The sequence below is a fragment of the Veillonella sp. genome (genome assembly GCF_018381775.1).
In the GTDB taxonomy this organism is placed as follows: Bacteria; Bacillota; Negativicutes; order Veillonellales; family Veillonellaceae; genus Veillonella.
Genome location: NZ_JAGZRH010000011.1, coordinates 13,256 through 26,675, shown reverse-complemented (window position 1 = coordinate 26,675; position 13,420 = coordinate 13,256). Strand labels below are relative to the sequence as shown.

Below are 13,420 nucleotides of genomic sequence, written 5' to 3'. Positions count from 1 at the left end.
ATGAAACGTGAAAGGAGGCGCCCACATGGCGGAAAAACGCGTTGTATATCTTACATTTTCTACGGTCGGTGGTAAAAGCACATCAGTCACAATTAGTGCTCCTCGTGCTGGAATTACTTTACAAGATGCTAAAACAGCGGCTAATGCGCTAGTAGCTAACAAAGTAATCCTTGGTTCTGGTGATGCAGAACTTGCTGCATTTACTACGGCTCGCGAAGTAACAACTCAAACTACTGAATTGCAATAATCGTATACTGCAAATCGTTAAAAGGGCTTTCACCTGTGGTGAGGGCCTTTTTATTATGGTAAAATATAAGATATACCGAATAAGTATGGTAATGATGAAAATACTATGCCCAAAAATTTGTGCATAATGGACCCGTATGGGAATTAAAAAGGGGTAAAACAGTGGAATATATCATTTCATTTATGGAAACGTATGGCTATGGAGCCATGTTTATTGCAATGGTTTTGGAAAATGCTAACATTCCTATTCCTAGTGAAATCGTCTTAGGTTTTGCTGGATATCTGATTGCTCAGGGCATATTTGATTTACATACGACTATGGTTGTAGGTATTTTAGCAGGCATTGTAGGCTCTATCGTATCCTACTGGATGGGTGAGCATGGCGGACGTCCACTTCTTTTGAAATATGGCAAATACATATTCTTTAATGAACATAAATTTGAACTCGCTGAAAAGTTGTTTAATAAGTATGGTGGTGCCGCGGTGTTCTTTGGCCGTTTGTTGCCAGGTGTTCGTACATTTATTTCTTTCCCAGCTGGCATGGCTCGTTATCCAATGTGGCATTTTGTCATTTGGACTGTACTAGGCACGATTCCTTGGACAATCCTTCTTGTTTACCTGGGTAAAGTACTCGGTGAAAATTGGAAGGATCTTATCCAATACAATCATGAATTCTTGATTGTTATGATTGTTGTATTCGTTATTATAGCGGCTGTATTGGGCTTTAAATACTATCGCAATCGCCGATAAGGAGGCCCTTATGAAACTTTCACGATTAACTCCAGTCGTATTTATTGTATGGCTTGTTTTTTATCTGTTTGGCAATAATATGTTGCCTGTTACGGATCCTGTGGAATCTAACTATGCGTTAACTGCTAAGGAAATGGTTCTCTCCGGAGATTGGTTGTCACCTCAAATTTACGGCACCTATTGGTACGATAAACCGATTATGATTTATTGGCTCATTGCCCTTGGATTTAAAATCTTTGGTATTGCCGATTGGGTGGTTCGTTTACCCAGTGCTATCTTTGGCGCTTTATCTGTAGCGACTATGTATCAATCGACGCGTACTATGAGCGGCAAGTGGGCCCTCGGCTTAATTGCGGCCGGTGTTCTTGGTACATCCCTCATGTTCTGGACCGTAGCTCATGGCGTTATTACGGACATGGTGCTACTTTATACGACGATCATGGTCATGATTTATTCCTATAAGGGGATGGTAGAACAGAAACCATATGCTATGATTGTGGCCTATATCTTTGCCGCCCTCGGGGTGCTCACAAAGGGGCCTGTAGCACTTGTTTTGCCGGGAATGATTTTACTCGTCTTTGCCGGTATCAATCGTTCTTGGTCGATGGTGAAAGCTATCTTCGATTGGCGCGGTATTCTTGCTTTCTTAGCCGTTTGTATGCCGTGGTATGTGTATATGTACAGTGTTCATGGTCAAGATTTCATAAATGGCTTCTTAGGTCTTCACAATGTAACACGTGCCACACAATCCGAGCATCCAGAAGATAATGTGTGGTGGTATTATCTAGCTATCTTCCTCGGCGCTTCTATGCCGTGGACGGGGGCCGTTATTTACGGTATTATCGATGGTTTAAAACAACGTCATACAGGCTTTATCTATAATATGACTTGGGGCGTAGGCATCGTCTTATTTTATACGTTGATGGCTACAAAATATCCTTTATATACCTTTGTTAGTCTCGTTCCATTTAGTGCTATTGGTGCCATGGGCGTTATGAAGATTATACGTAAAGGTAAATCTAGAGCTATTAAATGGGTTATTATGGGACCTACCTTACTCTTATGGATTGCCTATGTAGCGGGATCATTCTTCGCTCCATGGGGCTTCTATTTCTTGCTTTACGTTGTAGTAGCTGTAGCAGTACTTCTTTTGTTCCATGCGTGGTATACAAAAAAAGGGTATCGCCTTGTTAGTGTCATTGTTCTAGGTACGATGGTTATTTCTTCCATTGTTGTGGTAGAAGGGTTAGAACCATTTGTAAAACAGCGTAGTAATATTGATGTAGTGCCTGTGGTAGATTCTTATGATGGCGATGTATATTACTACAACGGCTATAGTACAGCGACTGTATATTATACAGGTCATAAGATTATTAAAATCAACGGTGATGAAAGTCGCTGGGATGATCGAGATAAATTGAAAAAACGTAGTGCTGAATGGTCGAAGAAATATCTTATGGAACAAGTTAACGAAGAGGAATTTAACAAGATAATCGCCTCTGGTAAACCTCTGATGCTCATCGTTCCAAAAGGTGAAATCAAGCACTTCCGTCAGTCTACTATCTATCCAAATGTATCTGAGTCTAGCGAAGCTGGTACAGCGGAAGTATATATACTAAATAAAAAGAGACTGTTTTAAGTAAATTTTTACATACAATCTAACAATAAGTGAAAAACATTAAAGCTGAAAATATTAAAGCTAGTAGCAGGTAGTATCCAATGGATACTACCTGCTTTTTTGTTTAGTGATAGAGTTCTTGTTTATAGTATTGCTAAAGCTGGAGTGCTAAATCGTTTTGTAGATATAGTAGTTCATATCTTTAGACTACTATACTTAGACTATTATATTTATTTGGATTTATTTGGTCTATATTGATGTATTTCGTACCTAAATAATAATACCTACAATATTACTGTGTTTTATTGACATAATTAATACATATTGATATAGTAGGGTATAAATAAGTTTAGAAGACAAGGTATTCTAGAACCAGACTTCATCTAGGTTTTAGAAAAGTGTGAAAAATGACATGTGTCAAAAACGCCCCTTGTTGTGAGGTAGAAAGAGGGGAAGTTATGAAGAAGACATGGTATCTAATCATCGGAGTGGTTCTCTTGGTTATTGGCTGCATAGCCTATGGTTATCATGAATACCATAAACCAAAGACGGCACAAGAATTAAAGACTGTACGCGTAGCCTATTTACCAATTACTCATGCATTACCAGTATTTGCTACAAAAGAGCTGGAAACGGCAGATGGTCCTGTTCATGTAGAACTTGTTAAATATGGGTCTTGGCCAGAGCTTATGGATGCGTTAAATACTGGTAAGGTAGATGCCGCAGCTGTTCTTGTTGAACTGGGTGTAAAGGCTCGTGAACAAGGCATTGATGTTCGTGCTGCTGCACTTGGTCATACAGAGGGTAATATTATTATCGTCAATAAGGATATTAACTCCGTTCAAGACTTAAAAGGCAAATCCTTTGCTATCCCTCATAAACAATCCACTCAAAAAGTTCTCGTGGATTGCATGCTTGAAGAAGCGGGTCTTTCTGAAAAAGATGTACAAATCGTAGAAATGAGCCCTCCAGAAATGCCATCTGCTCTATCGGTAGGTCAAATTGCTGGGTATAGTGTAGCCGAACCATTTGGCTCTCTAGCCCTTGAAATGGGAACTGGGAAGGTCTTCGAAGATCCTGACCATCTCTGGCATGATAATATTTGCTGTGCCCTCGTGTTTAATGGTCAATTCGTCGATGAACATCATGACTTGGCAAAAGCTTTCACAAAAGCCTATCTCGATGCAGGTAAATACCTAGATGAGCATCCAGAGTCCCAAAAAGAAATTGCCTTAAAATATTTAAAGTTTAAGGATCCTATTATTGAACGTTCCTTACAAGTGATTGGGTTTAAAGATTTAGCCCTTACAGAGGACCGTTATAATGCGCTTGTGCATCATATGACACATATTGATTTAATCAAAAAAGTGCCGACCTATTCAGAGTTTGTAGATACATCATTGTTACCATAGGAGGGGGACCATGAAGAAATATACATATGTGCCAGGTTCATTTATCGCAGCTTGGCTAATTTGGGAGTTGATCGTTCGACTCGGCGGTTTTAATGAAGCGCTATTTCCAACGCCATATAAGGTATTACTCGGATTTGGAGAACTTATAGGCGATGGTGTTCTTTTTAAAGATATTGCAGATAGTTTAGTGCGTTTCTTTATCGGTTACATCATTTCCGTTGTGGCTGGCGTATTCTTCGGCCTTATCTTGGGGTGGTATAAGGGGATTTGGAACTACATCAATCCAATCGTTCAAGTCATTCGACCAATTTCTCCTGTGGCGTGGTTGCCGTTTATCGTTCTCTTCTTCGGTATCGGTCAAGCACCAGCTATCGTTATCATCTTTATTGCAGCATTCTTCCCGGTGCTATTGTCCACCGTATCTGCTATTCAAAATATTGACCCTGTGTACATCAAGGTAGCACGCAACTTTGGTATTAAACAGCCAGAACTATTATTTAAAATCGTATTACCTGCCGTATTCCCAGGCATTGCATCGGGTCTTCACATCGCTCTCGGTACGGCGTGGATCTTCCTTGTAACAGGGGAAATGGTAGGCTCCCAAACAGGCCTTGGCTTCCTTATTATCGATATGAGAAATAACTTGCGTAATGATCTCTTGATGGTAGCCATTTTGACCATCGGTTTCGTTGGGCTTTTACTCGATTGGGGCGTATCCCTCATCGAAAAATGGATTTACAAACGTTGGGGTATTGAGAAATAGGAGGTGGCCTCATGGGTTACATTTCGGTGCGCAATGCACACAAGGAATTTATGAAAGATGGGGAACCACTCACCATTCTTGAAGATATTAATCTAGATATTGAAAAGGGCGAGTTTATTTGCCTCTTAGGCCCTTCTGGTTCCGGTAAAAGTACGCTATTAAACGCTATAGCAGGCTTTGAGCTCGTTACATCTGGTTCCATTACTATCGACGGTGAAGAGGTGAAAGCGCCTCAACTCAGATATGTAACGGTATTCCAAAATTATGGCTTGTTGCCATGGCGTACGGTGGAAAGCAATATTGAGCTTGGTCTTGAAAGTAAAAAGGTGCCTAAAGAAGAGCGTCCCGCTATCATCGATAAATACGTTAAAATGGTAGGCCTCGATCATGCTCGCAATCGCTATCCTGCAGAACTATCTGGGGGCATGCAACAACGTGTATCCATTGCCCGTGCACTAGCGGTAGATCCAGATATTATCTTCATGGACGAGCCGTTAGGCGCTCTCGATGCATTAACACGTATCAACTTACAAGACGAAATCTCTCGCATCTGCCGCGAAGAAGGTAAAACAGTTGTATTCGTTACGCACGACATTGAAGAAGCCGTAGTCCTTGCAGACCGCGTTGTAGTACTATCTGCAAATCCAGGTCGAGTACAAACTATAATCCCTGTAAACATCATCGACAGAACCGATCGTACATCGCCGAACTTTGTTAATATACGGAACCACATCTTCGAACAATTCCAACTAGCAAAAGAAGACAAAATCGAGTTCTATATTTAGTTATATATGCCTTAATGAAACACCCAAGGAGTTTTACACTCTTGGGTGTTTTATAATAGACAAAACTCTAAAATAATGTATACTATAAGTAGCTGAAGGATTGTAAGAATTCACTGTAAGCACAAAAAAACTCCCTCAAGAACGGCGAAATACTTGAGGGAGTTTTTTATTGCTTTTAATCGTCTAAGCTAACGGGGTTAATCACCATGAAATTTCCTATCTAACCACTTGCAAATGAGATAGCTGGTCACATTTACCATGATAGGAATTAGAAGGATTATAAGAATATCTTTCACTGGTGCACCTCCTTTCTGTACCTGTTTCCCCAGAACGGAGTGGTGACATCTTGATTGTAGTACATATGACTATATATTTCTTATGCAATTCGTGTAATTATCATGTATAGTAGATATATATCGGTAATAACATATGAAATTTAAATTGGAGGCTGTATGTCTTTATTTGAGTTAGAGAAGATCTTGTCTTTTGATGAATATATAGCGTCCTTTGATGCAGAGAGAGTAGCGAAGGTACGTAGCTTTGTAGATTGGCTTGCTCAGTATCAAGGTAGTTTTGTTCATAATCCTTGGGGTGAGGTAAATCCTGATTTAGAGATTGTCGTAGAGGGCTTTGATGCGGCCCGAGTACGTCGAGATAATTTGGTCGCTTATTTATTGCCTCGTTTAGGTCGAGCTAAGGTCTTTGTAGTGGCAGAGGCTGTAGGCTATCAAGGGGGCCGCTTTACAGGTATTGCTATTACTTGTGAAAGAATGCTACTAGATAAGCACAAAACCATTCGTGCGAAGGATATCACGACTATTCAGTTGGAACGTACTAGTTCACCTACTAGCTCTTTGTTAAAAGGAACACAGCAAAAGGATGGTTTTAATGAACCTACTGACACTGTAGTATGGAGTGCCATTGTTGAAAAGGGCATCGATCCGTATGACACGTTGCTGTGGAACATATTCCCATTCCACCCACATAAGGATGGAAATCCATTGACTAACCGTACACCTACGGATAGAGAACAACAAGTAGGTTGGGAGTATACAAAACGCTTGTTAGATCTACATATAGAATTAGGCGGTGTAGATCCTCTCGTGCTCGCAGTAGGACAAAAATCTGCGGATATGATGGGCAAATTTGGCTTGTCTGCCATTGGTTTGCGCCATCCCGCAAACGGTGGTGCCAATCTATATCGACAAGGATTTTCTGATGCGGTAGATACCTATTTAAAATAATAGGTGATTGAGATTATTAAAATAATAAGTAATTGAGATAGTTAAAATAATAAAAGATTGAGAGTTTCGGAGAGAAGTTTATGAAACGGTATTGTGATGCTTGCCGTCATTATTGTGATGAGGCGGCTATGTTTTGCCCTACGTGTGGGCAGTATACAGTGGCAACAGAGGTGGAGCGTATCGCACCAGAAGGCGATGTAATCTATCCTTTCGCCCATTATCAGTTGAGCTATAAGGATACATTCCTCTATGTAATGGGGAAAAAGTTCATGGATACGGATGGACGTGCCTCTCGTAGAGAGTTTTTCCAGTTTCTATTGTTGTGGCATATTGCTATTGTCGGCTTGCTAGCAGTATTTTATGGCTTAACAGCAATATTCCATACGGGTCCATATCTAATCGGATTAGCAGGTCTTATCGTTGCCATACTCAGCTTAGTATCCTTGATGCCTTTAGCTGCGTTATCTGTACGACGTCTTCATGATACAGGTAAAAGCAGCGCTACCTTGTTGTTGTTTCTTATTCCTTTTGTAGGGCCTTTGATCTTATTAGGTTTGTTATGTGTAAAAGGACAGCCACAGGATAATCAATATGGCAGCGCATTGCAACATATCGTCATAGATAAGCGCTTGGCATCTATTATGAAGGTATCTCCTACGAGTAGTGCTTTAACTACACGTGTTCTAGTGGGATTACTTGTTATAGTAATCTGTGTGTTTGGCACATCTTTACGTGCGATGGGCCCAGTTAATGAAGTATTCCCTGACGGATGGCTTACAAACTCTATCGTTGGTGAAGGCAGTGCGGAAGCAGCGCGAGCTTCTGTGCAAAATTATTTTGATGCCGTAAATAACAAGGATTATGATAAGGCTTTCACCTATATCATTAGCCAAGCTAGTACAAACCCGACAGAAAAACAAAAATGGCTAGCATCTATGAAACAGGCGCCAAAGGTGGATGTAGTATCCCTAGGTGTTACACGGGTGAGTCGCACAGGGGATTTGAAGCGCATTGTCTTTGATGCAAACCTACAAACTACAAAGGTTGGCGCCGGTGTTGTAGAATCAACGCCGATGAAGCGCTATATTTCTGTTATTGAAGAGAATGGTGTATGGCGTATCGAAGGCTTTTACAAAACTATGCCAGATGATGATAAATAGAATGTGATATATCTAAGTAGCGTTAACATGGGGACTCGCCTCTTTTGTTAACGCTATTTTTATGTTACAATAGACATAACGTATGAAAGCGAGGCTTTCATCAAAATCGATCGGATTATATTGCAAGACCCATTGGATAGGAACGAAGAGAACGTACCCGTCGCGGCTGACATATCTAATGATGGCAATATACTCATTTGCTATGGCAAATGGTCACAACAACACTAGGAACGGCAAAAATTGATAGCGCATTTTTGCGCCTATTTGACGAGACGCTAGTATTTTAGCGCCTTTTTCTTTGTGTGGCCTCCATAGCATAGATCAATTCAAGTGATAGGTGAGAAAAGAAACTATGTTAAATAAAATAATGAACAAAATTTTAGGAGGAACTGTGAATACAACAGATAATCAGGTTACTGCACAAGTGAAAGCAGAACCAACAGTAGCAAAACCTGCTACTCGTACAGCTGCGGCTGAAGGCGAACATAAACAGACTCGCCGCCGCACTAATACACGTCGCCCTGCTGGCGAGGGTCGTACTCGTCAACATGCAGCTGGTGAAGGTGAAGGCACAACACGCCAACGCCGTACAAATACTCGTACAAATGCAAATGGTAGTCGTACTAATACGACACGCCGTACAAATACACGTCGTAATGCTGAGCAAGGTGAAGGTCAAGAACGTACAGAACGTAAACCTCGTCAAACTCGTGCACCACGTGGTGAACGTAGTGAAAATACGCGTAATACGCGCTCTAACAATGGTCGCAATAGTCAAAACCGTAATAACAACCGTCCAAATAATCGCTCCACAAACCGCAACAATCAAGAGGCTCCTGTGGAATTAGTAGGTCGTACACCAAATGGCGCTAATAAGGGTAAATTCCAAATTATCCCTCTTGGCGGTCTTGGTGAAATCGGTAAAAACATGACCATCTTCCAATATGAGGACGAAATCATCGTTCTCGACTCTGGCCTTGCGTTCCCTAGCGAAGACATGCTTGGCGTAGATATCGTTATTCCTGATATGAGCTATATCATCGAGAATAAGGATCGCGTGAAAGCTGTCGTAATTACCCATGGTCACGAGGACCATATTGGTTCCTTGGCATACCTTATGAAAGAAATTAACTGCCCAGTATATGCAACAAATCTCGTTTGTGGTTTGATTGAAGGCAAGTTTAAAGAACATAAGGTATCTCCAAAATGTCTTCGTACTATTGCTGCAGGCGATGAAGTTCAAATTGGTCAAGTGAAGGTTGGTTTTATCCAAACAAACCACTCCATCCCTGACTCCTGTGCTGTGTACTTCGATACACCAATCGGTACTGTACTTCATACAGGGGACTTTAAAATCGACCAAACACCAGTTGATGGCCGTTTGATGGATATGCACAAATTTGCTGAGCTCGGCAATAAAGGTGTATTGGCCTTGATGTCCGACTCTACAAACGTTGAAAAACCAGGTACTACAGGTTCTGAAAGTTCCGTAGGTCCTGCTATTAAACAAGCTGTTGGAGAAGCAAAAGGTCGCGTTGTGTTAGCTACATTTGCATCTAACGTATCTCGTATCCAACAAGCTATTGATGCGGCAGTTATGTTTAACCGTAAGGTTGTCGTTATGGGCCGCAGTATGGTAAATGTTACAGAAATCGCTCAAGAACGCGGTTACTTGAACATTCCACCAAATACAATCATCGACGTAGATGTAATGCACAACTACACAGATGACCAAATCATGATCTTAACAACGGGTTCTCAAGGTGAACCGATGGCAGGCTTGTCCCGTATGGCTACAAGCAACCACCGCACTGTAGAGTTGGCACCGAATGATACAGTTATTATCTCTGCTACACCAATTCCAGGTAACGAAGGTGCTGTAGGTAGAACTATTGATAACTTGCTCCGATTAGGTTGTCACGTTGTATATGGTAAAGATCGTGGTATCCACGTATCTGGTCATGCGAGCCAAGAAGAGCTTAAAACGATGCTTAATCTTGTTCGCCCAGAATACTTCATTCCAGTTCATGGTGAGTACCGCATGTTGCGCCGTCACGGTGAACTTGGCGTTGCTATGGGCGTAGATCCTAAGAAAGTTCTTATCGGCGACAATGGTCAAATCTTTGAATTTGATAAAGATGGTGGCCGTAAAGGTGGTCGTGTACAAGCTGGTGCTATCTTCGTAGATGGCCTTGGCGTGGGTGACGTAGGCAACATCGTTATCCGTGACCGTCAACAATTGGCTCAAGAAGGTATGGTTATCGTGGTAATGGCGATGGATAAAGCTTCTGGTACAATCGTAGCTGGTCCAGATCTCGTATCTCGTGGCTTCGTATACGTACGTGACGCAGAAGAACTTATGATTGCTGCAGAACATCGCGTAGACCAAGTCCTTGAAGAATGCGAAATGCAACGCATTAAAGATTGGACTACAATCAAGCAAAACGTACGCGACGCGTTGGGTAAATTCTTCTACGATAAAACTCGCCGCCGTCCTATGATTTTGCCGATTATTCAAGACGTATAGATATAATTAAGACAAGCAGTTGTTAAAATATTTATTTAACAACTGCTTGTTTTTCATTGGTATATGATTGTAAAATTAACGTAATCAAAGTAGGAATTTTACAATAAGTAGCGAATATTATTTAGTAGAAGAGTAATAAAGGGGAAAGGGAGGTGAGGGTATGGCCGGACGGTTTCCGGTGAGTGGAGCTATTTTAAACTGGTTACCTAAATATAGTGGTAAAGGTTATGAAGCTTTTTATAAGCGGTTTCCAAAGTATGGAGAGTGGATTGCAGGCAGTGTACATCCGACAATTTGTCAAATACAGGCATTAGCAACCTTTTCCAATGTACCGTTAGGGTATATTTATTTAAAGAATCCTCCACAGTTATCGGATAAAGAGATTACTGATTTTAGAAGACTAAATGGTGAAATCCCTGATAAGCCATATAGTCCTGAGTTAAGAGATACTATTTATGATATGCAGATTCGCCAAGATTGGTTGAGCCAATATCGAAAGCTTAATTTAGGAATAGGTGCGTTATCTTATGTTGGGGGTTTTTCTACACACATGGATAGCAGAAATCTTGTGCATCAAGCTTATTCGTTATTGGATATAGAGGCTGGTTGGCAAATAGGTATAGCAGATCCGTTTACATATATACGTGAACGCATCGAGGCTATCGGGGTTACTGTATTTGTTAACGGCATTGTGGGCTCTAATACTAGACGTAAATTATCTGTCGATGAGTTTAGAGGATTTACATTAATTGATTCTTATGCACCTGTTATTTTTATCAATGGAGCTGATTCGAATCATGGGAGGCTGTTTACGATTATTCATGAGTTTTGTCATATATTATTAGGTGAGGAAGGCGTTACTGATAGCTCTTCTGAGCCGTATTGTAACAGCTTTGCAGGTGAATTTCTTGTGCCGGAATCCCGATTTATTCCAGTGTGGAATGAACATTTGGAGGATTATGAAACCGTAGCTAAGCGTTTTAAGGTGAGTGAATATGTTATTTATCGTATAGCATTAGAGCATGGATATATTACTCGAATTCAATATCATAGACTAGTGGAACATTTTAATCAGCGATTACAAAGCTTACCTGAACGAGAGACAAGAGGTGGTGGGGATTTTTATGTCAATGCTCACGCTCGGTTGGGTGAAAGTTTTAGTCGTACTGTTGTCAAAGCTGCTCGAGCAGGCGAATTGGCATATCGAGATGCGTATGAGTTGTTGGGCTTACGTGGTAGTACTTTTACAAAATATGTGAATGAGTATAGTTTTTAGGAGAAAAAACTATGTATGTTCTTGATAGTAATACCTTTATAGATGCAAAGAACCGCTATTATGGGTTTGATATTGTTCCATCGTTCTGGAATGAGTTGATATCTCGCAGTAGAGGTAATATTTTAACTATTGATCACATTAAAAATGAAATTATGAGCGGTAATGATGAGTTATCTACTTGGTTTTACACTCATTATTTGACATTTACTGAAGCGACAAATGATGATGAGATACAAAATACATATGTAGATATCGCTGAATATGTGATGTCAAATCAACAATATAAGGATGCAGAAAAACATCGTTTTTTGGCTAAAGCGGACCCTTGGCTTATAGCTTATGCGAGTGTCCGCAGAGGTGTGGTTGTAACCCACGAAACTTTAGCAGGACCAAGCACTACGAAAGTCAAAATACCGGATATATGTGAGCATTTTGATGTTTCATATGTGAATGTATTTGAAATGATGCGTCAATTACATATGGTAATATGAGATGAGGAGCTACTTTAGGTGGCTCCCTATTTTTTTCCGTCATTTATATGTGTTGTCAGTACTATAAATAGCGGTGTCATCGCATTTGTCTACTATATAGGGTATTTGAAGTTACCTTTTTAAACTGTTATAATTAAAAGATACCAATTAATCTATCTTCTTTTATTTAGAGTGGAGATTTATGAAACAAACAAATACAAGAGCGATGGTAGAAACAGGATTTGTTAGTGCTATAGGTGTCATCCTTAGTGCTATTAGTGTGTATTTACCAGCTTTCGCTTTTTTATCATTTTTTGTTACACCTGCAGCTATTGGTATAATTGGAACAAAATGGGGTCGCAAGTATAGTATATCGGCAGCTATTGTTACTACTTTCTTAGCGGTAGTTTTGTTTGGACCATGGAATGGTATACCTGTTGGCTTATTTGCTGCGGTAGGTGTAGGGGTAGGAGAAGGTAACCGTCTTTCTTTAGGGACGATTAAACGACTATTACTCCCTAGTATTGCTATGTTTGTTGCTGTATTAGTAACTTTAATGGCACAAGTATATGTATCTGGTATTAATCTATCAATGATAGATACACAGATGACGGAGCAAGCTCGTATGATTGCTGATCAAGCATTACAGACGAATCCTAATATCACACAGGAACAAGCTGATTTATTTGTAAAAAATATAGATAAGCTTGCTACTGGTTTGAAGGATGCGTTTTTTGTAGCTGTAGCTATAGCTGCAGTATCATACAGTTATATAACTATTCAGATATCTATATGGCTAGGTAAGCGATTACGTATCTCCATACCTAGATTTTTACCGATTGAAGAATGGAGAATGCCTATCTGGAGTGCAGGTCTATATGCTTTAGGTATCATTGGTATATATGGTGCTCCACATATCAATATGGACGCTTCATGGGGCACAGCTATTAGTACTAATGTATTACTCCTCGGTAGTTCTATGTGTTCTATTCATGGTTTTGCAGCTTTAGCAGATTTAATGAGTAGTTACCGCATGAGTAATAAATTGAAGTGGATATTGCTTGGGGTGTATGCCTTTTTCTTTGGACAAGCATTAGCTATATTTGGTGTCATAGACATGTTTTTAGATTTACGGACACGTTACAAAGCGCGTCAATAGTAATAGAAAG

The 13,420-nt window shown here is 40.3% G+C and carries 12 protein-coding genes; all 12 read left to right on the top strand.

What is annotated here, in order from left to right:
* Nucleotides 1–25 precede the first annotated feature (25 nt).
* The 12 genes from KH109_RS07580 to KH109_RS07525 all read left to right on the top strand — a co-directional run bounded on the left by KH109_RS07580 (nt 26) and on the right by KH109_RS07525 (nt 13,410).
* Nucleotides 26–247: a DUF2922 domain-containing protein gene (locus KH109_RS07580; RefSeq protein WP_009352278.1), complete on the top strand. Its 222-nt coding sequence runs from the start codon at nt 26–28 to the stop codon at nt 245–247.
* Between the two features lie 161 nt (nt 248–408).
* Nucleotides 409–996 carry a DedA family protein gene (locus KH109_RS07575; protein WP_295217994.1) on the top strand — a complete coding sequence of 196 codons (588 nt, stop codon included), beginning with the start codon at nt 409–411 and terminating at the stop codon, nt 994–996.
* A gap of 10 nt (nt 997–1,006) precedes the next feature.
* Entirely contained in the window at nt 1,007–2,635 is a 1,629-nt protein-coding gene (locus KH109_RS07570) for a glycosyltransferase family 39 protein (protein ID WP_295217982.1), read from the top strand.
* Between the two features lie 437 nt (nt 2,636–3,072).
* Complete coding sequence (locus KH109_RS07565) at nt 3,073–4,026, top strand: ABC transporter substrate-binding protein (protein ID WP_119206784.1); 954 nt, start codon at nt 3,073–3,075, stop codon at nt 4,024–4,026.
* 10 nt (nt 4,027–4,036) lie between these two features.
* The gene (locus KH109_RS07560) at nt 4,037–4,789 is read left to right on the top strand and encodes an ABC transporter permease (RefSeq protein ID WP_038122972.1); all 753 of its coding nucleotides are present in this window, start codon (nt 4,037–4,039) and stop codon (nt 4,787–4,789) included.
* 11 nt (nt 4,790–4,800) lie between these two features.
* On the top strand, nt 4,801–5,574 hold the full coding sequence (locus KH109_RS07555; RefSeq protein ID WP_024064372.1) for an ABC transporter ATP-binding protein: 774 nt from the start codon (nt 4,801–4,803) through the stop codon (nt 5,572–5,574).
* A 452-nt stretch (nt 5,575–6,026) separates the two neighbouring features.
* Entirely contained in the window at nt 6,027–6,818 is a 792-nt protein-coding gene (locus KH109_RS07550) for a uracil-DNA glycosylase (RefSeq protein WP_295217929.1), read from the top strand.
* 80 nt (nt 6,819–6,898) lie between these two features.
* Nucleotides 6,899–7,978, top strand: a complete 1,080-nt coding sequence (locus tag KH109_RS07545) for a DUF805 domain-containing protein (protein WP_295217916.1) — start codon at nt 6,899–6,901, stop codon at nt 7,976–7,978.
* Nucleotides 7,979–8,330: 352 nt separating this feature from the next.
* Nucleotides 8,331–10,505, top strand: coding sequence for a ribonuclease J (locus KH109_RS07540; RefSeq protein ID WP_363158781.1), 2,175 nt, complete (start codon nt 8,331–8,333; stop codon nt 10,503–10,505).
* Nucleotides 10,506–10,665: 160 nt separating this feature from the next.
* The gene (locus KH109_RS07535; RefSeq protein ID WP_295217887.1) at nt 10,666–11,781 is read left to right on the top strand and encodes an ImmA/IrrE family metallo-endopeptidase; all 1,116 of its coding nucleotides are present in this window, start codon (nt 10,666–10,668) and stop codon (nt 11,779–11,781) included.
* Nucleotides 11,782–11,792: 11 nt separating this feature from the next.
* Nucleotides 11,793–12,272 (top strand): DUF4411 family protein, encoded by a 480-nt coding sequence (locus KH109_RS07530; protein ID WP_295217877.1) that lies wholly within the window; start codon nt 11,793–11,795, stop codon nt 12,270–12,272.
* 181 nt (nt 12,273–12,453) lie between these two features.
* Nucleotides 12,454–13,410 carry a DUF2232 domain-containing protein gene (locus KH109_RS07525; RefSeq protein WP_295217867.1) on the top strand — a complete coding sequence of 319 codons (957 nt, stop codon included), beginning with the start codon at nt 12,454–12,456 and terminating at the stop codon, nt 13,408–13,410.
* The last annotated feature ends 10 nt before the right edge of the window (nt 13,411–13,420 follow it).